This window comes from Pseudoalteromonas sp. S558 (assembly GCF_005886635.1).
GTDB lineage: Bacteria > Pseudomonadota > Gammaproteobacteria > Enterobacterales > Alteromonadaceae > Pseudoalteromonas > Pseudoalteromonas aliena.
In genome coordinates this window covers 1-21,485 of sequence record NZ_PNDU01000128.1, presented here as the reverse complement: position 1 = coordinate 21,485, position 21,485 = coordinate 1, and the positions used below count along the sequence as shown (strand labels likewise).

Genomic DNA, 21,485 nt, shown 5'->3' with positions numbered 1-21,485 from the left:
GAATATGCGTTTAGTTTAGCTAACAAAAATTTAGTCATTACACAAACAGCCTACCATGTAGGCCGTTAATCTTTAACTAGTAATAATACAATAAATGACAACTGCAAAGTGTGTCGGAGATTTAAAATGAAAAAGACGATTAGATTGTCATTGATTGCAGCGTCAGTTTTAGCGCTTACAGCTTGTAATCAAGAAGCAAAAAAAGAGCAAGCAGAAGTTAAACTAGACACTGTAGAGCAGCAACAAGCATACGGTATTGGTGCATCTGTAGGTAACTTTTTAAATAAAGACCTAGCAGACAAAACCGAAATTGATATTAAATTAGACCAAGCACTGTTAATTCGTGGTTTTGAAGATGCGCTAGCTGGTAATGCAAAAATTGACGAAGAAAAAATTCGTGAAGTGTTAACTGCACTAGATGAATCAGTGCGTACTAAGCAAGAAGAAAAAGCAAAAGTTGAGTCTGAAAAAAGTAAAGAAGCCGGTGTTAAATACCTAGCTGATAATGCTAAAAAAGAAGGTGTTTCAGTTACTGAGTCTGGCTTACAGTACGAAGTAATTACACAAGGCGATGGCGAAAAGCCAGTAGCGACTGATGTAGTTAAAGTACATTACAAAGGTACTTTGTTAGATGGCACTGAGTTTGATAGCTCATATTCACGTAACGAACCGACGACTTTCCCTCTTAACCGCGTAATTGCAGGTTGGACTGAAGGCTTACAACTTATGTCTGTTGGCTCTAAGTACAAGTTCACTATTCCTTCTGAACTTGCTTACGGCGACCGTGATTTAGGTAAAATCCCTGCTAACTCAACGCTTGTATTTGAAGTTGAATTACTAGAGATTCAAAACGATGCGGATGCTAGCGCAGCACAATAATAAACTAACGCTTATAGTTTAAATGTAAAAAGGGACCTTGGGTCCCTTTTTTAATGTACTTAATATAAGTAATTAATCTGTGTGATTGGAAAATAAATTATCAATCAGTTCATCTTCTAGTGCAAAGCGTGCTTCTAGTGTTTCACCAATTACAGATAAGTCATTATCAAAATCTTTCAGTAAATCGTCTTTGTTCACTTCGGCATATTTATCGTTAAAATCAAGTGCCACATCAGTAGTGCTTGAAATGCGTGGATAAATATCGTTAGCCAAGGCTTGGCTTTGTACGCCTTTTTTCTCACATGCTTTAGCAATATCATCATAAATCTCAAAATGACCTGCAGATAAATAATCCATCAAAATTTGGCAAAATGATTCAATCTGCGCAGGTTCAGGCAAAGCATGATCTTTTTTATCGTACGGTGAAAAACCAGCCATTTTACAAAAAAGCACAATGAGCTCTTGGCGTTCGTTTAACCACTTGTCGATTACAGTGTGGCTGCCACCCCATTTTTGTTGAGCTTTTTCTACACGCGTCAGCATAACTATTCTCCTAGCTGGGTTGGTCTTTCAATTGGAATATAATAAGTTTATATACATCAAGATATATTTAATTTGCGTGTATATCAACAAGTAAAATAGATGTTCTAAAAGCGCTGTTGTTTATTTGAGATGTAAGACTAAAAATTTATTGCAGGCAAGAAAAAACCACCGGTTAGGGTGGTCTAATTTCTTTCAATGACTTGTTGTAACAAGCTTTCTTATTTTTATGAGATAATTTTTATTGTTATTATTTTAATGACTTTTATTTTTATTATTCTAAGATTTTTATTGTTGTTTTTGTTAACGCGGGACAAACAATAACAAGGTTTTTACTATGTTGCAAACATATTAATTAAAAGTTTTAAATGTTATTTTCAGCTGTATGTTTTATAGCCAAAAGAAAATGAAAGCTTAAATAATATTGATCTACCTTAAGGTAAGGTTGTTTTCGTCTCTAAGCAATAGAGGGGCGGTGAATATGGTGGTACAATCTCGCATAATTTATACAAGCCTTAGGATTATTTACGCCATGAGCGAATTAAAGAACGACCGTTATTTACGTGCACTAGCTAAACAGCCAGTAGATGTAACTCCGGTATGGATGATGCGCCAAGCAGGACGCTATTTACCTGAATACCGTGCTACACGTGCACAAGCGGGCGATTTTATGAGCCTGTGTCGAAATGCTGAGCTTGCGTGTGAAGTAACATTACAGCCACTGCGTCGTTATCCGTTAGATGCTGCTATTTTATTTAGTGACATTTTAACGATTCCAGACGCTATGGGTTTAGGTCTGTACTTTGAAACGGGTGAAGGCCCTAAGTTTGAACGTCCTATTTCATCACTTGCTGATGTTAAAAAAATTCCAAAGTTAGACCCTACAGACGAGCTTGGCTACGTAATGAACGCAGTAAGCACTATTCGTCGTGAACTTAAAGGTGAAGTACCACTCATTGGTTTTTCTGGCTCTCCTTGGACGCTAGCAACTTATATGGTTGAAGGCGGTAGCAGCAAAGTATTTGGTAAAATCAAAAAAATGGCGTTTGCAGAGCCGCAAACACTTCATTTATTACTCGATAAGTTAGCTGATTCAGTCATTGATTACTTAAATGCTCAAATTAAAGCTGGCGCGCAATCACTCATGGTATTTGACTCATGGGGTGGTGTATTAAGCCCGCGTGATTACAACGAATTTTCACTGCAATACATGCATAAAATCGTTGATGGCTTAATTCGTGACTACGATGGTCGTAAAGTACCGGTTACTTTGTTCACTAAAAATGGTGGTCAATGGATTGAAGCAATTGCAGCAACAGGTTGTGATGCAATTGGTCTTGATTGGACTATTAATATTAGCGACGCTAAGCGCCGCGTTGGTGATAAAGTAGCGCTACAAGGTAATATGGATCCGTCTATGTTACACGGTACACCAGAGCGTATTCGCCAAGAAGTAGGCACTATTTTAGAAGACTTTGGTACAGGCAACGGTCATGTGTTTAACTTAGGCCACGGTATTACACCAGATGTAGACCCTGAAAATGCCGGTGTATTCATCAATGCAGTACATGAGTTAAGTGCTAAATACCATAAGTGATAGCCACTTAAACAAGCTTTAAAACAGTTTAAAAGTAAAAAGCCCGCTAATTAGCGGGCTTTTTGTTATCTATTTATAAAGGCTTTTAAATCGCTTATTTAAATAAGCGATTTAAACCATTTAATGCGGCAACACGGTAGGCTTCAGCCATGGTTGGGTAATTAAATGTGGTATTTACAAAGTAGTCGATATTATTGCCACCATTTTTTTGTTCCATAATAGCTTGGCCAATGTGCACAATTTCAGACGCGCGTTCGCCAAAGCAGTGAACGCCAAGTACTTCTTTGGTTTCAGTATGGAATAATATTTTTAAGCTACCTACTTCAGTACCCGCAATTTGCGCACGAGCCAAATGCTTAAACTGAGCACGGCCAACTTCATACGGTACTTTAGCGGCTGTAAGTTCTTGCTCTGTTTTACCTACAGAACTCATTTCTGGAATGGTATAAATACCGGCCGGAATATCAACAATCAGCCTGTCTTCGCAGTTACCACAGGCAATTGCATCAGCAGCTATACGTCCTTGATCAAACGCAGCACTTGCAAGGCTTGGGTAACCAATTACATCACCTACAGCGTATACGTTTTCAATATCCGTTTGATATGTTTCGTTAACTTTTAGCTGTCCACGGCTGTCGGCTTTTAAGCCAATGGCTTCAAGATTTAGTGTATCGGTATTACCTGTGCGACCATTTGCAAATAAAATACAGTCAGCTTTTACGCGTTTGCCCGATTTTAAATGCATAATAACGCAGTCATCACGCGTCTCTATTCGGTCAAACTCTTCGTTATGACGAATAACAATACCGCTATTCCAAAAGTGGTAGCTAAGCGCATCAGAGATTTCAGCATCCATAAAAGCAAGTAGTCGATCGCGGGTATTAACTAAATCAACTTTTGCGCCTAAACCTTTAAATATAGAAGCATACTCACAGCCAATAACACCTGCGCCGTAGATAAGTACGCGATGGGGGTCGTGCTCAAGGCCAAGTATTGTATCGCTTTCATAAATACGAGAATGCGTAAAATCGACTTCAGGTGGGCGATAAGGGCGAGAACCCGTTGCTATAACAATCGTTTTAGCGGTCAGTCGCTCGGTTGAGCCGTCATTTCTTTTTATTTCAATGGTGTGCTTATCAACAAAGCTCGCATCGCCTTGAAACATATGAATGCGGTTGCGATCGTAAAAGCTACTACGTAAATTGGATTGCTTAGAAATAACCGAACTTGCGTGACGTAAAATATCAGGGAATGTTAGACGACTAGGGCGTTCGCCAACATTAAACAATGGGTTAGCTTTGTATTCAATATAACGACTAACAGAGTGGCGAAGCGCTTTTGAAGGAATGGTTCCCCAATGCACACAACCACCACCAACTGACTCTTGGCGTTCAATAACCGCTACTTTTTTGTCGTTTTTTGAAAGGTTCATGGCGGTACCTTCACCGCCAGGACCCGTGCCAATGATGATTGCGTCATATTGGTATGTCACGGGTACTTTTTTTTGTTCTGATTGTTTGGCCACTGCCACTCCTAAATTAATTAAAAGAGGCTTTTAATAACCTCGCATTAAGTGCTAGCCATGCCTGTTTTTGATTTTCCCAGGCGGCTTCTAGCTCATGATATTGTGCCATTAATGCTGAGCGTTCACACTGCTTTGCCATGTTATTTTTTTTAACTTCTAACACTTGTTTTTGTAGTGAACAATAATTTTGCAGTTTTTTCAGCAGTAAGTCGTACTCTTGTTGTAACAATGTAAGCTTATCTTGCGCTAAAGGCAATTTTGCAAGACGCGTTTGCGTTCTACTCATTAGTGTTTCGGCTTTGGCTTTTTCGATGCGTTCAACTGGTGTGCGTTTTAATTTATTGGCTAAACCAACAGCGGCTAAAGCGCGGATCATCCATTTTGTTGGGTCGTAATGAAACCATTTAATACCATTACGGTAATCGCTTGCAAAAATATGGTGGAAATTATGATAACCCTCACCGTAAGTAAATAGCGCTAAAAAGCCATTATCACGTGCTGTGTTTTTTTCGGTATATGGGCGAGAGCCCCAAATATGTGCAACCGAATTAATAAAAAAGGTAAAGTGCTGGCTCAATACTAAACGAAGTAAACCGGCAAGAATTAACATACCCCATACATCACCCACTAATAAGCCAAGAGTAAGTGGCAGACCTACATTCATGGCAATCACAAGTTTTAAGTAATGCTTATGCTGCCACATAACGATTTTATTACGTTGTAAATCACGACAATTACTGTAATCACCGTAGCTATCGCCTTGGTAGTCACGTAACATCCAACCAATGTGACTATACCAAAAACCATTGGTCGCTGCGTAAGGGTCTTTTATTGGGTCATCAACTTGACCGTGGTGTATACGGTGATCGCTACTCCAGTGCAGTGCACTGTTTTGTAGTGCAAAAGCACCGCCAAGTGCAAAAATAAATTCAATGGCTGGATGTGCATTATAGGCTTTGTGTGCCCATAATCGATGGTAGCCAGCAGTTATAGATAGGCCTGCATAAAACATGCAGCCTACAAAGGCAATCCAATGCGCGCTGGTAAACCCGTAGCTAATAGCGTACCAAGGTACAAGTGCGGCAGCCGCCAAAAAGGTCAGGCTAAAAAACAGGACGTTTGTCCAAATAATCGGTGGTTTATTCATAATTCTCAATCTCAGCGTACAACTGTAAGCTAAAATAGTATTTCAAACTCTTGTCGTCAAGTATTAGACTGTACAATTGAGCTAATATCACTAAATATTCATATAAAATAATTCAGGGAGCTGTAGATGTCGGGTGTTAGAGCGCAGCAGAAACAAAAAACACGACAAGCGTTAATTCAAGCGGCATTTAATCAGCTAAGTGCTGATCATAGTTTTTCGAATTTAAGTTTACGTGAAGTGGCGCGAGAAGCTGGTATTGCCCCAACCTCATTTTATCGTCATTTTAAAGACATGAATGAACTGGGTTTAACTATGGTTGACGAAGCTGGTTTAACGTTGCGCCAACTTATGCGTCAAGCACGTAGGCGTATCGCAAATGATGGTGGTAGTGTGATAAACACCTCAGTGGTTACTTTTATGGAGTTTATTGATAACTCAAGTAACCAATTTAGATTACTCCTGCGAGAGCGTTCAGGTACCTCTAAAGCATTTAGAGCCGCTGTAGCCCGCGAGGTAAAACACTTCATTTTAGAGCTTGCTCATTACTTAGAAAGTGAAACTAAATGTAATGCTATGCATGCATATATTCAGTCTGAAGCTATGGTAACGCTGGTATTTAATGCCGGTGCAGAGGCGCTTGATATCGAAGGGCAACAACGAGATGAGCTTATTGAGCGGGTTATTTGGCAACTACGTTACATTACACGCGGTGCATCGCATTACGCTAGAGAAGGCACTAAAGAAATATAGTTCAAAAAAATAACAAAAAACTAATCTAAGCACTGAGCCCTTCAGTGCTTAGTAAATTAAGCGAAAGTCATTGTTGCTTTGATGGCTCAATCTAAGTAAGTGTAATTACTTGCATAATTAATCCTTTCAATGTCCTCTTAAAAGTTGTTTTGTGGTTTTTTTATGCTTGCACCCAATGCTCTGCAATGTTAAAAATAAACCTCACTGAACACACACAAGAAAATAAGATGCAAAATATTCGTTTAATTACACTAAAACTTAACCTCTTACTGCTATGGCAAGTAAGCGGGGATTAGTGTGTTTGCATCGAGTTGAACATTAAAAACCCCGCAATTGCGGGGTTTTTTTTATCTCGCTGCAGGGATCAATTAAAAATTGAGTAACATAGGAATAAGGGGCAGTTATGCAAGAGCAAGATAAAGTATGGATTTTTGATACCACCTTACGTGATGGCGAACAGGCGCTTAAAGCAAGCCTTACTGAAGATGATAAAATTCAATTAGCACATACAATTAGCCGCTTGAATGTGGATGTGATGGAGGTGGGCTTTCCGGTTTCGAGCCCTGCTGATTTTCGCTCGGTGCAACGTATTGCAACCGAAGTAAAAGGCCCGATTATTTGTGGTTTAGCACGCTCAGTTGCTAAAGACATTGAAGCCTGTGGTGAAGCACTTCGCGCAGCACAGCAAAGCCGTATCCATACTTTTATTGCTACAAGCCCTTTGCACCTTGAACATAAATTACGTATGAGCCTAGATGATGCAACGGCAATGGCCGTTAAATCAATTAAATTGGCACGTAACTATACTGATGATGTTGAATTTTCGTGTGAAGATGCTGGTCGTACGCCGCATTGGGATTTATGTAAAATTGTTGAGCAGGCAATTAATGCCGGAGCTTCAACTATTAACTTGCCAGACACCGTTGGTTTTGTAACGCCAGACGAATATGCCGCGATGATCCGCCATTTAATGAACAACGTGCCAAATATTGATAAAGCGCGTTTAAGTGTGCATTGCCACAACGATTTAGGCCTAGCAGTAGCAAACTCGGTGGCTGCAGTGCAAGCTGGCGCGCGCCAAATTGAGTGTACTATTAATGGCATTGGTGAGCGTGCAGGTAACTGCTCGCTTGAAGAAGTGGCGATGATCATGAAAATGCGCCACGACCACTTAAAAGTATACACAGATATTAAAAGTGAAGAAATTTACCGCGCATCTCGCCAAGTGGCTAAAATTTGTAATATGCCAGTACAACCAAATAAAGCCATTGTTGGCGAAAACGCCTTTGCACATAGCTCGGGCATTCACCAAGACGGTGTATTAAAAGCGCAAAATACTTATGAGATTATGTCGCCAGAAAGCGTTGGTGTGCCAAGCAACCAATTAAATATGACTTCGCGTTCGGGTCGTCACGTTATTGAGCATCGCTTAGAAGAGTTAGGCTATCAAAAATCTGACTACGATATGGATGGCTTATACAAAAGCTTTATTGAGCTGTCTGACCAAAAAGGCACCGTATACGATTACGACCTTGAGGCGATGATTTACTTTAATCAAATTAACGACAAAGACGAAAAATACCAATTAGAATTTGTTAACTCAGCCTCTAACTCACAATCGGTAGCAAGCTCTACGATTGGAATGCGAATTGATGGCGAAGCTAAACAAGAAGCAGCAACGGGCAATGGCCCTGTTGAAGCCTCGTTTGCAGCTATTGAGCGCTTAACTGGTATGAGCGTTGAAATGATTGAATACAACTTAGAAGCGACAGGCCAAGGCGCAAGCTCATTAGGTCAAGTAAATATTATAGCTAAATACGATGGCCGACCTTACCACGGAGCGGGCATTGCAGCTGATGTGGTTGAAGCGTCGGTACGCGCCATGATCCGTGTTTATAACTTAATTTATCGTGCACAAAAAGTGTCTGATTTAAAACAACAAAGGAAAGCAGGATGAGTAAAACAAACTACAGCGTTGCAGTATTAGCTGGCGACGGTATTGGCCCAGAAGTAATGACAGCAGCAGAGCAAGTATTGGATGCTGTAAGCAATAAGTTTGGTTTTACCCTGAACCGTCAGCATCATGCTATTGGTGGCGCAGCCATTGACGAATTTGGTGAAGCATTACCACCAAAAACGCTAAGCGCGTGTGAAAACGCCGATGCCATTTTATTTGGCTCAGTAGGTGGCCCAAAATGGGAAAACCTACCACCAAACCAGCAACCTGAGCGTGCATCGCTTTTACCACTTCGTAAGCACTTTGGTTTGTTTTGTAACTTACGCCCAGCGCAACTTTTACCAGCACTTAGCGCAGCATCGCCATTGCGTGCAGATATTAGCGAAAAAGGTTTTGATATTTTATGTGTGCGCGAGCTAACCGGCGGCATTTATTTTGGCGAAAAAGGCCGTAGCGGCGAAGGCGCTGAAGAGTTTGCATTTGATACGCAAACATACTCGCGCAAAGAAATTGAACGTATTGCACGCTTTGCTTTTGAAGCTGCAAAATTACGTAGTAACCACGTAACGTCGGTAGATAAAGCCAATGTATTAGCATCAAGCGTATTATGGCGCGAAGTAGTAACCGAAGTAAGCAAAGACTACCCAGAAGTAAGCCTAGATTATATATACGTAGATAACGCCGCTATGCAGTTAGTTAAGCAACCTAGTCAGTTTGACGTACTACTTTGCGATAACTTATTTGGCGATATTTTGTCAGATGAGTGCGCCATGATCACAGGTTCAATGGGCTTATTACCTTCGGCAAGCTTGAATCAATCGGGTTTTGGGTTGTACGAGCCAGCAGGCGGTTCAGCACCAGATATTGCAGGTAAAGGCGTTGCAAACCCAATAGCACAAATTTTAAGTGCTGCATTAATGTTACGTTACTCGCTAGGGCAAGACGAAGCTGCGCGCACCATTGAAAAAGCAGTAGCAGAAGCTGTAGAAGGCGGTGTAGGCACACCAGATATATACCCAAATGCTGGTTACAGCACAAGCGATGTGGCAGCAGCCATCGTTTCACGCATTTAATAACATATTAAAGTTGCAGCACCGTTATGCTGCAACTCAAACAGATTAGGGAATTAGCAAGTGGCCCAAACGTTATACGAAAAAATTTGGCAAGCACATACTGTTGCCAGCATAAACGAGCAAACCGACTTACTTTATATTGACCGCCATTTAGTGCATGAGGTTACTTCTCCGCAGGCTTTTGCAGGGCTACGTGAAAAAAACCGTACTGTACGTTGCCCAGAAAAAACCTTTGCAACGATGGATCATAACGTATCGACTAAAAGCCGATCACTTGATGCCGCAAGCGAAGTATCTAAAAACCAATTAATGGCGCTTAATAAAAACTGTAAAGAGTTTGGTATTGTACTTTACGATTTAAACTCAATTAACCAAGGCATTGTTCACGTAATGGGCCCAGAGCAAGGTATTACTTTGCCAGGCACCACCATTGTATGTGGCGATAGCCATACCTCTACGCATGGTGCGTTTGGCGCATTAGCACATGGTATTGGTACCTCTGAGGTTGAGCACGTATTAGCAACGCAAACCCTCCAGCAAAAAAAGGCGAAATCGTTAAAAATTCAAATTAATGGTGTATTGCGTCCAACGGTTACTGCTAAAGATTTAATTATGGCGGTAATTGGTAAGTTAGGTACCGCTGGTGGAACAGGTTATGTAGCAGAGTTTTGTGGTGCAGGCATTGAAGCGCTTTCAATGGAAGCCCGTATGACGCTATGTAATATGAGCATAGAAATGGGTGCAAAAGCGGGTTTAATTGCATCTGACCAAATTACTTATGATTACTTAAAAGGTCGTCCGTTTGCACCAAAAGACGCAGATTTTGATGCAGCCGTTGAATATTGGGAAACCTTAAAAACGGATGAAGGCGCACACTTTGATTTAGTTGTTGAGCTAAATGCTGACGACATTCAGCCACAAATTACTTGGGGCACAAGCCCAGAGCAAGTAATTGGTGTTGATCAGTGCATTCCTGATCCTGACCAAGAACCAGATTTAATTAAAGCCGATGCTATTCGCAGCGCACTTAAATACATGGACTTAAAAGCGGGCGATAAATTATCAAGCGCAAAAGTAGACACGGTATTTATTGGCTCATGTACAAATAGCCGTATTGAAGATTTACGCGCAGCGGCAAAAATTGTTGAAGGCAAACAGGTTGTTGCCGGCATAGAGGCGTTAATTGTACCGGGCTCTGGCTTAGTTAAAAAACAAGCCGAAGACGAAGGCTTAGCTGATATTTTTAAAGCGGCAGGCTTTGAATGGCGCGAACCAGGTTGTTCTATGTGTTTAGCGATGAACGATGACCGCCTAGGAGCAGGTAAGCGTTGTGCGTCTACTTCTAACCGTAACTTCGAAGGCCGTCAAGGCCGTGGCGGGCGTACCCATTTAGTTAGCCCTGCAATGGCGGCAGCTGCTGCAATACATGGTCACTTTGTTGATATTAGAGGAGAGGCCTAATGAGCGTATTTTTTAGTGGTTTAATGGCTCCACTTGATAAAAACAATGTAGATACTGACCAAATTATTCCTAAGCAGTTTTTAACATCAACGAGCAGCGAAGGCTTTGATGCTGCATTGTTTTATGATTGGCGTTACCTAGATAACGGTGAGCCAAACCCTGACTTTATTTTAAATCGCCCATGCTACCAAGGCGCGCAAATATTATTAACGCGCGACAATTTTGGTTGTGGCTCATCTCGCGAGCACGCGCCATGGGCACTTAAGCAATATGGATTTGAAGTTATTTTGGCTGAAAGCTTTGCAGATATTTTCTTTAATAACTGTGGCAACAATCAAATGTTAGCCATTGCGTTACCTGCCGATACGCTTGAGCAACTGTTTGTACTTAGCGAGCAACATGACGATATCAACATTGAAATCGATCTTAAAAATCAAACACTAACAAGCAGTAAGTTTGCACCAATTAGTTTTGATATCCGCAAAGACGTAAAAGAGCGCTTATTAAGTGGCTTAGATTTTATTGGTGTAACCGAAACGCTAAACCCACAAATAGATGCGTTTGAAAAACAACTAGCAGCTGAGCGTTCTTGGCAGTAACTTATTGAAAGTTATGCTCTCCTTCTGAGCGCGGCCATATTGGTCGCGCTTTTTATTTAAGTGCTAAAAGATACAATTTTAATTGTGCTGCAATTATAGAGCTGCTATTTTCAAAATATTGATCAAAAGTAAGTAACTAAACATGCAGTTAACGTCACCAAAGGCAGTCGGTATTTTTTTAGGTGTGCTTTATGGTATATCAATGCGAATTGTTATTGAATTTAGTGCCGCGTTAAACTTTGGTAGTCTAGTAACAATTTCATTTATGTTTTTAGTACCAGTTGCTATTGGTTATATTCGCGTTCATTTTGAATATAACGAGAACCCCAACTTAACTTATCGCCAAATGATAGTAAAAGCTTGGCAACCCATTTTTATATTTTTGTTAGTTAGTATTGTCACTCTACTCGAGGGCAGTATTTGTGTTGCAATGGCCTTACCTGCATTTATGTTTTTTGCGAGCTTAGGTGGCGTGCTTGCCGGTTTTACCCGCAGAAAAATTTCACAAAAATCAAATGCCACATTGTTGTCGATAACGCTACTGCCGTTGGTTTTATCGCCGATTGAGCTTAACTTTTTACATTTATCAAAAACGTACGAAGTAACAAATTCAATTACCATTAATGCACCAATTAATATTGTATGGCAGCAACTTGCGAATGTGAGTCGTATAGAGCCACAAGAAATCCCCTTCTCGTTAACTCAATTTATAGGCGTTCCTAGGCCATTAGAAGCAAATATGAATACAAGCGGTGTTGGCGCTATTCGTACAAGCAGATGGCAAAAAGGTGTTGTGTTTAAAGAGGTAATTACTGATTGGCAGCCAAACAAGCAAATACTTTATAAGTTTGAAATAAACCCTGATTTAATTCCTGATAACGCATTAGATAAACACGTTAAACTGGGGGGCGAATATTTTTCACCACTTTATGGCGGTTATCGGTTAAGTGAAGACAAGAGCGGCAATACAGTTTTAACGTTAACAACTACAGTGCAAGATAACACTAATTTTGGTGTTTATTCACGGATATGGGGAGAAGTGATATTTCAAGATTTTCATTATTCACTATTAACTTTGATGAAAAACAGGGCTGAAAAACCACTTGCCGCAGTTATTTCCCATAGCTAATTTAAATCGCTATGGTATTAAAAAACTATTATAAGAGTACTTTATGAAATTATTAACGGCAGCAACTTTGTTATTTGCCTCATCAGCAGCTATTGCACGCCCTGCACCTTTGGTGTCTATTCTTACTCACGATACATTTTTTAATAGCATTGCAGCGCACTGCGGTAAGGCGTTTGAGGGTAAAGTAACAGTAGATAATGCAAAAGGGCCAAGTTCGTTTGAGAATAAAAAGCTAGTTATGCATGTACGTAAATGTACCAATACTGAGCTTCTAAAAATCACTCAGCTAGAGTATGTTATTGGTTTTATGCTCTTAAATAAGGTTTTAATATAAAAAGTCGAGTTTACGTTTATTCTTAATTCTCGACTTTTTATATTTAGTTAGAGGCTACGGTTTTAGTACAGGCATTTCTACAGAGCAAACTTCGTTATTTATTCCGCCGATGCAACTATTTACTGAGCAGGTTTCAATACCACCACCTACATTTTTCAGCAGTGTTTCCTCAATAAGCTCTATTTTTGAACTTACATCTTTATGAGCCTTTTTTTCTTTTTTATCTAACATTCTTATATCCTTTTTTAAGTTATACTAAATTTTATTTTAGTGATTGTTAATATAGAAATTAATCTATATTTTTCTATATTAATTTATAATTCTTCATATAAATTAAATGCAATAGAAATCCTGTCTTTATTAGTGTTGTTTGGTGTAACCATATGTAGGGCATTTGATCTAAAAATAATTAATTGTCCGTTTTTAGGAGTGTGGAAATGTTTCTCAACAACTCCTTTAGGCCCACTATGGAATATGATCAGCTCCCCTCCTATACTTTTTTCATTGTCTTTATCTGTATTCTCGCAATCCAAGTAATAAACTCCAGACCATTCAGAGCGATTTTTTTTACCGGAAATGTGGTTGTGTGGGCTGTTCCAATCATTTTTCTTATTTATGTTTGCCCACAGTTGTGTCATCTTTAATTTTGGTGAATTTTTATTACTTAAGTATTCTTTTAATAAGTGACTACTTATTTCTAATATTTCTTCAGCCAAGAAATTAAAAATAGAAGAAGGTATTTTGTGTAACTTATAATGCGAGTGCCAGCCTCCTTCGTTACTCCTTTTTATACTAAATTCCTTTAGTTTTTCTAGGTATATCCCTTCACTTAATTCTTGTTTACATGTATCTAAATTTATACTTGATACAATTAAAACGTTTTTACTCATTTACACCCTCCATGGATTTTATTAATACAATAAAATGCTGAATGTTGATATCCAGCATTGGTTTACCTGTTTTTAAGTTGGTAGTAAAACTGGGCCAGAATCACATCGTTCTCGCTGACAGCCCCAAGCACATTTATTACTACACTCTTCTCTTCCACCGCTAATGTTTTTTAGTAATGCGTCATCGATTAATGTTTTCTTTTTATCAATACTTTCATCACCTAGTACAGTTGCTTCACTTTCTAATATTTTATTCATAACTAAATATCCTTTAACGTTATATTTTTGATGGAGATGCTCCCTTCAATATTAAGTTTTTCGTTTAATTCTAAGTACCAGGTTTTAAATGTTTCTTCACCAAGCTTGTCATAAATGTACTCATATTGAGGGCGTTTTTCATTACTTTTTTTTTCAAGTAATTCTTTTTTACTTAGAGAATTAATTTCTTTTATGTATGTATCTTTTTCTAATTCAGACGTGGGTTTGTGATGGATGTAATAACCAAATAAATCGTGGCAGAAGGTGGAATAGTCTTTTGTGAATAGAATAAAAGTATGCCACATTTCGTCTAGAATAATTAAGGAGTCATCTATACTCAAGTTACCAAATTTATCGAAGTTTGATTCATTAAATAACCAAAAAAGTTTTTTTGTTTCATTGAAAATAAACTTCGATACTGAGGTGTCGCAGCTGTAAGTTGCGCTAAACTTTTCAACTAATATATTATTATCGTATGCTAGAACTTCATCCAAAGTGGGTCTTTTAATCCCTTTCTTATTCAAAATATAATCCATTATACTTAATACCTTTAAATTATAAATGTATGTAAATTTATTGATAACTAAAAGTTAACATCCGGAATTTCTGGTGTCAATAGGGGGAAGTATGTTAATTTAATGCTTCGATAGCTTTTTTTAATTAAAGGTTTTAATAGTGAGTGGATTGTTTCGTAAAGAGGTTTTTGAGCATAAGAAGAATAGATTAGCTGGAACTATATCTTTGGTTCAACCTCCTGCCTTTAAGTATCTAACGTGTTTAATACTAGGCGTTGTCGTTGTTAGCTTACTTTTTTTATCTGCAGGTACGTACTCAAGAAAAGAAAAGGTTTTTGGTGTTATTGAGCCTGACGCAGGGCTTTTAAGGTTAGGAGCGCCACAAGAAGGTATTGTTTCTGAAGTTTTAGTAAGTGAAGGAGACTATATTCTCAAAGGTGAGCCTATTCTTAGGATTGCATCAGCAAAGCATACCAAAGGAAGCTCCGAGCTAAATCAAATTCTTTTTAACCAGTACACACTTCAATTACAAAATATTAAACTTCAACTATCTCAGGAGTTGGAGTATAACCTCTTAGAAATCAATGAATTAAATAGAGAAAAAATAAATTTTCAATTTAGAATTGATGAATTAGATAGGCAGGCTTTTACTTTAGATAAACGTTTAGAGCTGAACAATAAAATTGTAAAAAAAATTGAAGCCCTTCATAGAGATGGATTTTTATCTGAGCTTGAACTTCAGAAGCAGAAAGATATCTATTTGTCTTTACAGCAACAAGCGTCAAATATGAAGTCCGAACGTTTAGTTTTCTTTAATCAGCTTGAACAATTAAAAGCTAAGCTTGTTGAACTTCCATATACTCAAGAACAGAGGACTATAAAACTTAACTCGGAATTAGCAGATATACAGATTCAGCTTTCTTCGGTGGGGCAATCACTATTAGGTGAACTTAGAGCTCCAAAGTCAGGTGTAATAAGTAATTTACTTACGAAAGTTGGGAAAAGTGTTTCCTCTGGCGAAAGTATATTAAGTATTTTACCTATCAATAGCAAGATGCAAGCGATTATATATGTACCTACTTCTGCTTTTGGTTTTGTCAAAGTCGGGCAGGCTACTCGTCTGAGGTACCATGCATTTCCCTACCAAAGGTTTGGTGTTTATGATGGTACCATCAAACAAGTTAGTAATAGTGTTATTTTCCCAGAGGAAACATCTATACCTGGTATTATTAAGGAACCCTCATATAAAGTTATTGTTGGGCTGGGCGAACAAGAGGTTTATGCATATGGTAGGAAGTCAGTTTTGAGAGCTGGCATGATGCTTGATGCAGATATCGTTATAGAGGAACGCTCATTACTTATGTGGTTATTTGATCCGATATTTAGTTTAAAAGGGCAGCTTTAGGCTGTATTAAATGATAGGAAGTCTATAAATATGCATGAAGAAAGTAGCACCCCACTTAGTCGATTACAATTTTGGTCTCATGCTCGTTTACCTGTAATACTTCAATCAGAGGCTGCTGAATGTGGTTTGGCTAGCTTGGCCATGGTCGCGGCATATTATGGTTATAAAAGTGATATAAATTTATTACGAGATCGATTTAGTCTTTCTATGAAAGGGGCTACATTATTCGATATTACTCAATTTGCTGAGCAGTTGGAGCTATCATCTAGACCATTAAAAGTAGAACTCGAAAATTTAGATGAGTTGCAATTACCATGCATTTTACATTGGAATATGAATCACTTTGTTGTACTCAAAAAAGTTACTCGTAAATACATCGAAATACATGATCCTGCTATTGGAGTCAAAACCTATACTCTTGAAGAAGCATCTAAGCATTTTACAGGAGTCGCATTAGAATTAACTCCAACTAAGCAGTTTAAAAGAAAGGAACTTAAAAGGCGACTAAACTTTTCAGACTTTTGGGAGCGAATATTGGGGTTAAAAAGATCTTTAACCTTAATTTTTATATTATCGCTGTTATTGCAAGTTTTTACTCTTGCAACTCCATATTATATTCAACTAGTTATTGATGATGTAATTCTAACAAAGGATACATCCTTATTAATAGTATTAGCTTTGGGCTTTTTTTTAGTACTTATATTTGAAGTAGTGACTAATGTCCTGCGCGGCTTTTCTCTGCTTCATTTAGGTAATCAGATGAGTGTTCAACTTGGGGCTAATTTATTTCACCATTTAGTGAGATTACCTCTCTCATATTTTGAAAAGCGGCATATGGGAGATGTCGTTTCTAGGTTTAGTTCATTGCAGCAGGTGAAACTGTTGCTTACCACTGGTGTTGTCGAAACAATTATAGACGGTTTGATGGCTGTTATCACCTTGGGTATGATTGCTTTTTATAGTCCTTTCTTATCAATGTTTGTGTTAGCTGCTGTATTTACTTACGCTATATTACGCATAGTCATGTATAAACCGTTTCGTGATATCAGCGAGCAAGAAATTATGGCGAGAGCAGAGGAAAACTCCAATTTTATGGAGACAGTCCGTGGAATCCAGACAATAAAGCTATTTGGAGCCGAAGTGAAGAGAGAAGGAGGGTGGCAAAATCGCTATGTTAATGCCACAAACCACAACATTCGCTTAGGTAATTATAAAATTACCTATGGGGCCGTTAATCGAGGATTATTTGGCCTAGAGAATATTGTTGTTGTTTACTTTGGAGCCAACTTAGTTATTGAAGGTGGATTTAGTACTGGGATGCTATTTGCGTTCATGGCTTATAAGCGCCAATTTATGGAGAAGTCAGCTAACTTGGTGGAGAAGTTGATTGAATTTAAAATGTTAGACTTACATTTTGATCGTATTTCTGATATTGCTCTGACTGAAAAAGAAAACTTACAGTTAGGTAAAGGAAAAGACTTTCAGATAGAGGGTAATATAGAGGTAAGAAATCTAAGTTTTTCTTATTCTGATACAACACCAAACATAATTAATAATTTGAACATATTTATTAAGGTCGGTGAGTCGGTAGCTATAACTGGCCCTTCAGGATGCGGGAAATCTACTTTATTGAAAGTTATGCTGGGGTTATTAAAAGCAAATGATGGTGGGATTTTTATTGACGGTGTTTCAATTGATAAAATCGGCGCAAGGCAGTACCGACAACAAATTGCAGTAGTAATGCAAGATGATGAACTACTATCAGGTTCAGTTGCTGAAAACATAGCTTTTTTTGATAATCGGATTAATATGGAAAAGGTTATGTATTGTGCCGGTTTAGCTTCTATTCATGAGGATATAACTGCTATGCCTATGGGGTATGATAGCTTAATTGGTGACATGGGCTCTAGTCTTTCTGGAGGCCAAAAACAGAGAATACTTTTAGCACGAGCTTTTTATAAAAAACCAAAAATATTATTTATGGATGAAGCAACGAGCCACTTGGATAGCAAACTAGAAACAAGTATCAATCAAGCTATCTCGGGATTATGCTTGACCCGTGTAATTATTGCACATAGAAAAGAAACAATTGAATCAAGTGACCGGGAAATAAAGCTGAACAACTGTCTGGCTGATACCAAGCCTATAGTAATAAGCGAATCTAATGAGTAAAGTGCGTAATAAACTTATGCTACCTAGCTTCTTTGATTTTGCGATAAGGCAACATCTTTTGGAGTACTTTATGAAATTATTAACGGCAGCAACTCTATTACTTGCCTCATCAGCAGCTATCGCACGCCCTGCACCTTTGGTGTCTATTCTTACTCACGATGCATTTTTTAATAGCATTGCAGCGCACTGCGGTAAGGCGTTTGAGGGTAAAGTAACAGTAGATAATGCAAAAGGGCCAAGCTCATTTGAGAATAAAAAACTAGTTATGCATGTACGTAAATGCACTGATAGCGAGCTGCAAGTGCCATTTCATGTGGGAAATGATGCATCGCGCACGTGGATTATTACTAAAACGGGCAGTGGCTTGAGCTTAAAGCATGATCATCGTCATAAAGATGGTACCGACGACGCATCTACTATGTATGGCGGTCATACACTTGATGCAGGCTTTGCACAAATGCAGTCATTTCCGGCGGATCAGTACTCTAAAGAGTTATTTGTTAAGCAAGGAATCGCTCAGTCGGTTGGAAATACGTGGCAGATGTATATTTACCCTGAGGTATTTACTTATCGATTGATTCGTCAAGGACGTGAGTTTAAGGTGGATTTTGATTTAACTAAACCAATTACTCCACCAGTAGCGCCATGGGGCTACGAAAAATAAACTATTTTTCTTTTTTCTCGGGTGCTTCACATTGCAGTAAAACATTTAGATCGGGTTGATAGGCGCGTGGTTTAGTCGGAAAACGTTCGTATTCTTGCACGCCTTCAAGCACTTTTAACATAAATGTATTGCCTCGGCATAATCGGTCAGCATGGCGTAATAAAAATACACTTTGATTGGTAAAATGCTCATAGTCGTCGGATTGGATTTCTATTTTATAGTTCTCTTCGCCAATTTTTGTCTGATAGTAATGTACTTTGTTATCAAAGTCGTAGAGCTTTTCCGTTTTGGCTTTTTCAGCAAATGCAGTGCCTACACTCGAAAGGGCTATTAGTATGCTAGCAATTACTAAATGCGGTGTATTTAATCCTTTCATATAATGACTCCTTTAATTTACGAACTTAATACCCATTAATTACTCATATAAGTTCAGTGTATTTATATTAATACCTATTATCTTATCGCTATAATAGATCACTAATTTAATGCAATTGGTATAAGTCTAACACCCAAAAATGGATAATGTGATGTTTAAACAAATAAAACAGCTATTTGCCTCATTCGATGAGCCGCAGCTCAGCATGCAAGAGCATGACTTAAAAACTGCTGTTGCTGCATTATTAATTGAAGTTATGCGAGCAGACACCAAGCTTGATCATAACGAACAGCAAACTTTGACTATCACCTTAAAAAAGTATTTTAATTTAACCGATATACAGGTTGATGAGCTTACTACTAATGCGGCGAGTAGTTTAGATGAGTCTATTGATTACTTTCAATTTTCGAAACAAATTAACGAACATTGCAGCGCGGCACAGCGTATAGAAATTATAGAGTTATTGTGGCGTTTAGCGTATGCAGATGGTGAAATTGATCCACAAGAAGATTATGTTATACGTAAAGTTGCAGGGCTTTTATATGTTACTCATGTTGATTTTATCGCCGCTAAAATAGCGGCGACGAAGTGATTGGTAAGTTATTTTAATTTACTTGCAACACTTACTAGCTGATAAGCAAGAGCAGATACTCTTTCAGCTGTAACGGGCTCACTGATTTTTCCGCTTTCATCAAGCACAGTGTGTACAGCGGGTACTGCAAGCTGGTCAGCTAATACTAAGCTGCCAATGCCTGATAAAATATCACGCACATGATTTAAGCCACGTAATCCACCCAAACCACCTGGCGACGCTGCATATAAAGCCGTTACTTTATTGCGAAAAGCAGGAACCGCACCTTGCTCTGTTCGCGATGCCCAGTCAATCGCATTTTTAAGCACTGCGGTAATTGAGCCATTGTATTCTGGGCTAGCGAGTAAAATACCATCAGCTGCGCGTAACTTGTCTTTTAATAACTGTGCGCCAACGGGTGTGCCTTGTGCTTCAATGTCTTCATCAAACATGGGTAAATCTAAATCGGCAAGTTTAATAACTTCAACCTCTGCACCGCTTTCTAGTGCAAAACGTGCTGCTTCATTAATTAATTTTTGGTTAAAGCTGTCTTTACGTAAGCTGCCTGCAAGGGCAATAATTTTTGGTGCAGTCATGGTAGTCGCCTTTAATCGAGTGGTTAGGTTTGTCTGTTAACTACTTTAGCAAATTTTTACTTGTAGAAAACCCGAATAAACGCAACACTTGTGTGCGTATATGCACATAAGTAAAAGGCAAGCAGTATGGCAATAAAATTTGATGACTGGCAAGATGTTAAAGTCGCTTTTGAAGTGGCTCGCTTAGGCACGTTAACAGCGGCAGCTGAAGCGCTCAATGTGCACCATAGCACAGTGCTTAGGCGAATTAATAATCTAGAAAAAAACTTAAACGCAAGGCTGTTTCATCGCCATGCCCGTGGTTATAAAGTAACTGAAATTGGCACTAAGCTATTTGCGACAGCGCAAACCATTCATGGCTCATTAGAGCAGTTGCATAACGATATTGCTGCCGCCGACAGTACTCTCAGAGGTAGTTTACTGCTTACTACAGTGAGTGGTTTTATGGATTTACTCGGTGATGTATGCGAGCAGTTTCAGGCGTTACACCCGCAGGTGCAGTTAGAAGTTATTTTAGAACAAAAAAGGCTAAGGCTCGATCATGGGCAAGCTCATATTGCAGTACGAGCAGGACCCAAACCTGATGAGGGTGATTATATTGCGCAGCACTTAGCACTGTTGTCGTCAGGTTTGTATGCTAATAAACGTTATATTAATAAGTACGGAATGCCTAAATCGTTAAGTGATTTACAGCAACATAATTTTGTATCAGGTGTGGCGGGTTTTAATGCTCGAGTACCTTATTTTGCATGGGCTGATGAACATATTCCTGCATCGCAAATAAAGCTGCGCGTGTCTGAAACTGCAGAGGCAACACGTGCAATAATTAAAGGCTTAGGTATTGGTGGGTTACAACACAATGTAGCGGGGCAATACGCTGATTTAGTTCCAATACTACCTAATGAGCTAAGTTGGCCCACCGATGTATGGTTAGTCACTCATCATTTAGTGCATCGCACCGCCAAAGTACAAGCTTTTGCGGGATTGCTAAAAACACATTTTAGTAAGTTAGCTGCTAATCAATAGTTTTATACCAACCTGCATAAA

At 38.8% G+C, this 21,485-nt stretch carries 22 protein-coding genes and 1 pseudogene; 14 read left to right on the top strand and 9 right to left on the bottom strand.

Features of this window, described 5'->3' with window-relative positions:
• Positions 1-126 precede the first annotated feature (126 nt).
• Entirely contained in the window at positions 127-879 is a 753-nt protein-coding gene (gene fkpA, locus CWB66_RS10305; RefSeq protein ID WP_138585314.1) for an FKBP-type peptidyl-prolyl cis-trans isomerase, read from the top strand.
• Between the two features lie 72 nt (positions 880-951).
• Here the strand turns inward: fkpA and CWB66_RS10300 are convergent, their stop codons facing one another.
• On the bottom strand, positions 952-1,422 hold the full coding sequence (locus CWB66_RS10300) for an Rsd/AlgQ family anti-sigma factor (protein ID WP_077536402.1): 471 nt from the start codon (positions 1,420-1,422) through the stop codon (positions 952-954).
• Positions 1,423-1,951: 529 nt separating this feature from the next.
• On the opposite strand from CWB66_RS10300, the gene hemE reads away from it, so the two are divergent.
• Entirely contained in the window at positions 1,952-3,016 is a 1,065-nt protein-coding gene (gene hemE, locus CWB66_RS10295; protein ID WP_138585313.1) for a uroporphyrinogen decarboxylase, read from the top strand.
• 94 nt (positions 3,017-3,110) lie between these two features.
• Here the strand turns inward: hemE and sthA are convergent, their stop codons facing one another.
• Together sthA and CWB66_RS10285 are read right to left on the bottom strand one after the other, a co-directional pair.
• On the bottom strand, positions 3,111-4,541 hold the full coding sequence (sthA, locus tag CWB66_RS10290) for a Si-specific NAD(P)(+) transhydrogenase (RefSeq protein WP_171037490.1): 1,431 nt from the start codon (positions 4,539-4,541) through the stop codon (positions 3,111-3,113).
• Between the two features lie 13 nt (positions 4,542-4,554).
• Complete coding sequence (locus tag CWB66_RS10285) at positions 4,555-5,688, bottom strand: acyl-CoA desaturase (RefSeq protein WP_138585312.1); 1,134 nt, start codon at positions 5,686-5,688, stop codon at positions 4,555-4,557.
• 126 nt (positions 5,689-5,814) lie between these two features.
• Here CWB66_RS10285 and fabR point away from each other — a divergent pair, with 126 nt between their 5' ends.
• The 7 genes and pseudogenes from fabR to CWB66_RS10250 form a co-directional block, all read left to right on the top strand.
• Positions 5,815-6,438, top strand: coding sequence for an HTH-type transcriptional repressor FabR (gene fabR, locus CWB66_RS10280; protein ID WP_138585311.1), 624 nt, complete (start codon positions 5,815-5,817; stop codon positions 6,436-6,438).
• Positions 6,439-6,841: 403 nt separating this feature from the next.
• On the top strand, positions 6,842-8,395 hold the full coding sequence (leuA, locus tag CWB66_RS10275; RefSeq protein ID WP_138585310.1) for a 2-isopropylmalate synthase: 1,554 nt from the start codon (positions 6,842-6,844) through the stop codon (positions 8,393-8,395).
• Entirely contained in the window at positions 8,392-9,468 is a 1,077-nt protein-coding gene (gene leuB / locus CWB66_RS10270) for a 3-isopropylmalate dehydrogenase (protein WP_138585309.1), read from the top strand. Before leuA ends, leuB begins: the two co-directional genes overlap by 4 nt.
• 60 nt (positions 9,469-9,528) lie before the next feature.
• Complete coding sequence (gene leuC, locus CWB66_RS10265) at positions 9,529-10,929, top strand: 3-isopropylmalate dehydratase large subunit (protein ID WP_138585308.1); 1,401 nt, start codon at positions 9,529-9,531, stop codon at positions 10,927-10,929.
• Positions 10,929-11,528 carry a 3-isopropylmalate dehydratase small subunit gene (leuD, locus tag CWB66_RS10260; RefSeq protein WP_138585307.1) on the top strand — a complete coding sequence of 200 codons (600 nt, stop codon included), beginning with the start codon at positions 10,929-10,931 and terminating at the stop codon, positions 11,526-11,528. Before leuC ends, leuD begins: the two co-directional genes overlap by 1 nt.
• Positions 11,529-11,670: 142 nt before the next feature.
• Positions 11,671-12,657 (top strand): SRPBCC family protein, encoded by a 987-nt coding sequence (locus CWB66_RS10255; protein WP_138585306.1) that lies wholly within the window; start codon positions 11,671-11,673, stop codon positions 12,655-12,657.
• A 43-nt stretch (positions 12,658-12,700) separates the two neighbouring features.
• Positions 12,701-12,928 (top strand): annotated as a pseudogene (locus CWB66_RS10250) (hypothetical protein); the annotation flags it as partial.
• 117 nt (positions 12,929-13,045) lie between these two features.
• Here CWB66_RS10250 and CWB66_RS22235 read toward each other — a convergent pair.
• From CWB66_RS22235 to CWB66_RS10235, 4 genes are all read right to left on the bottom strand, one after another.
• Complete coding sequence (locus tag CWB66_RS22235; protein ID WP_171037489.1) at positions 13,046-13,222, bottom strand: hypothetical protein; 177 nt, start codon at positions 13,220-13,222, stop codon at positions 13,046-13,048.
• A gap of 83 nt (positions 13,223-13,305) precedes the next feature.
• Positions 13,306-13,881 carry a TIGR02466 family protein gene (locus tag CWB66_RS10245; RefSeq protein ID WP_138585305.1) on the bottom strand — a complete coding sequence of 192 codons (576 nt, stop codon included), beginning with the start codon at positions 13,879-13,881 and terminating at the stop codon, positions 13,306-13,308.
• Between the two features lie 72 nt (positions 13,882-13,953).
• Positions 13,954-14,139, bottom strand: a complete 186-nt coding sequence (locus CWB66_RS10240; protein WP_138585304.1) for a hypothetical protein — start codon at positions 14,137-14,139, stop codon at positions 13,954-13,956.
• Between the two features lie 2 nt (positions 14,140-14,141).
• Positions 14,142-14,675 (bottom strand): UCP032817 domain-containing protein, encoded by a 534-nt coding sequence (locus tag CWB66_RS10235; RefSeq protein ID WP_138585303.1) that lies wholly within the window; start codon positions 14,673-14,675, stop codon positions 14,142-14,144.
• Positions 14,676-14,814: 139 nt separating this feature from the next.
• Here CWB66_RS10235 and CWB66_RS10230 point away from each other — a divergent pair, with 139 nt between their 5' ends.
• The 3 genes from CWB66_RS10230 to CWB66_RS10220 all read left to right on the top strand — a co-directional run bounded on the left by CWB66_RS10230 (position 14,815) and on the right by CWB66_RS10220 (position 18,895).
• Complete coding sequence (locus CWB66_RS10230; RefSeq protein WP_138585302.1) at positions 14,815-16,059, top strand: HlyD family secretion protein; 1,245 nt, start codon at positions 14,815-14,817, stop codon at positions 16,057-16,059.
• Between the two features lie 30 nt (positions 16,060-16,089).
• Positions 16,090-18,231 carry a peptidase domain-containing ABC transporter gene (locus CWB66_RS10225; RefSeq protein ID WP_138585301.1) on the top strand — a complete coding sequence of 714 codons (2,142 nt, stop codon included), beginning with the start codon at positions 16,090-16,092 and terminating at the stop codon, positions 18,229-18,231.
• A 70-nt stretch (positions 18,232-18,301) separates the two neighbouring features.
• Complete coding sequence (locus CWB66_RS10220; protein ID WP_138585300.1) at positions 18,302-18,895, top strand: hypothetical protein; 594 nt, start codon at positions 18,302-18,304, stop codon at positions 18,893-18,895.
• A 1-nt stretch (position 18,896) separates the two neighbouring features.
• Here the strand turns inward: CWB66_RS10220 and CWB66_RS10215 are convergent, their stop codons facing one another.
• On the bottom strand, positions 18,897-19,271 hold the full coding sequence (locus CWB66_RS10215) for a hypothetical protein (RefSeq protein WP_077536394.1): 375 nt from the start codon (positions 19,269-19,271) through the stop codon (positions 18,897-18,899).
• A gap of 151 nt (positions 19,272-19,422) precedes the next feature.
• Between CWB66_RS10215 and CWB66_RS10210 the strand changes: the two genes are divergently transcribed.
• Entirely contained in the window at positions 19,423-19,863 is a 441-nt protein-coding gene (locus CWB66_RS10210) for a tellurite resistance TerB family protein (RefSeq protein WP_077536393.1), read from the top strand.
• Positions 19,864-19,871: 8 nt separating this feature from the next.
• On the opposite strand, the gene CWB66_RS10205 is transcribed toward CWB66_RS10210, so the two are convergent.
• Positions 19,872-20,438 carry an NADPH-dependent FMN reductase gene (locus tag CWB66_RS10205; protein WP_138585299.1) on the bottom strand — a complete coding sequence of 189 codons (567 nt, stop codon included), beginning with the start codon at positions 20,436-20,438 and terminating at the stop codon, positions 19,872-19,874.
• Between the two features lie 126 nt (positions 20,439-20,564).
• Here CWB66_RS10205 and CWB66_RS10200 point away from each other — a divergent pair, with 126 nt between their 5' ends.
• Complete coding sequence (locus tag CWB66_RS10200) at positions 20,565-21,464, top strand: LysR family transcriptional regulator (protein ID WP_138585298.1); 900 nt, start codon at positions 20,565-20,567, stop codon at positions 21,462-21,464.
• Positions 21,465-21,485 lie beyond the last annotated feature (21 nt).

Coding starts and splice junctions, on each gene's coding strand:
- fkpA (WP_138585314.1), top strand. CDS start 127: ATGAAAAAGACGATTAGATTGTCATTGATTGCAGCGTCAGTTTTAGCG.
- CWB66_RS10300 (WP_077536402.1), bottom strand. CDS start 1,422: ATGCTGACGCGTGTAGAAAAAGCTCAACAAAAATGGGGTGGCAGCCAC.
- hemE (WP_138585313.1), top strand. CDS start 1,952: ATGAGCGAATTAAAGAACGACCGTTATTTACGTGCACTAGCTAAACAG.
- CWB66_RS10285 (WP_138585312.1), bottom strand. CDS start 5,688: ATGAATAAACCACCGATTATTTGGACAAACGTCCTGTTTTTTAGCCTG.
- fabR (WP_138585311.1), top strand. CDS start 5,815: ATGTCGGGTGTTAGAGCGCAGCAGAAACAAAAAACACGACAAGCGTTA.
- leuA (WP_138585310.1), top strand. CDS start 6,842: ATGCAAGAGCAAGATAAAGTATGGATTTTTGATACCACCTTACGTGAT.
- leuB (WP_138585309.1), top strand. CDS start 8,392: ATGAGTAAAACAAACTACAGCGTTGCAGTATTAGCTGGCGACGGTATT.
- leuD (WP_138585307.1), top strand. CDS start 10,929: ATGAGCGTATTTTTTAGTGGTTTAATGGCTCCACTTGATAAAAACAAT.
- CWB66_RS10255 (WP_138585306.1), top strand. CDS start 11,671: ATGCAGTTAACGTCACCAAAGGCAGTCGGTATTTTTTTAGGTGTGCTT.
- CWB66_RS22235 (WP_171037489.1), bottom strand. CDS start 13,222: ATGTTAGATAAAAAAGAAAAAAAGGCTCATAAAGATGTAAGTTCAAAA.
- CWB66_RS10245 (WP_138585305.1), bottom strand. CDS start 13,881: ATGAGTAAAAACGTTTTAATTGTATCAAGTATAAATTTAGATACATGT.
- CWB66_RS10240 (WP_138585304.1), bottom strand. CDS start 14,139: ATGAATAAAATATTAGAAAGTGAAGCAACTGTACTAGGTGATGAAAGT.
- CWB66_RS10235 (WP_138585303.1), bottom strand. CDS start 14,675: ATGGATTATATTTTGAATAAGAAAGGGATTAAAAGACCCACTTTGGAT.
- CWB66_RS10225 (WP_138585301.1), top strand. CDS start 16,090: ATGCATGAAGAAAGTAGCACCCCACTTAGTCGATTACAATTTTGGTCT.
- CWB66_RS10220 (WP_138585300.1), top strand. CDS start 18,302: ATGAAATTATTAACGGCAGCAACTCTATTACTTGCCTCATCAGCAGCT.
- CWB66_RS10215 (WP_077536394.1), bottom strand. CDS start 19,271: ATGAAAGGATTAAATACACCGCATTTAGTAATTGCTAGCATACTAATA.
- CWB66_RS10210 (WP_077536393.1), top strand. CDS start 19,423: ATGTTTAAACAAATAAAACAGCTATTTGCCTCATTCGATGAGCCGCAG.
- CWB66_RS10205 (WP_138585299.1), bottom strand. CDS start 20,438: ATGACTGCACCAAAAATTATTGCCCTTGCAGGCAGCTTACGTAAAGAC.
- CWB66_RS10200 (WP_138585298.1), top strand. CDS start 20,565: ATGGCAATAAAATTTGATGACTGGCAAGATGTTAAAGTCGCTTTTGAA.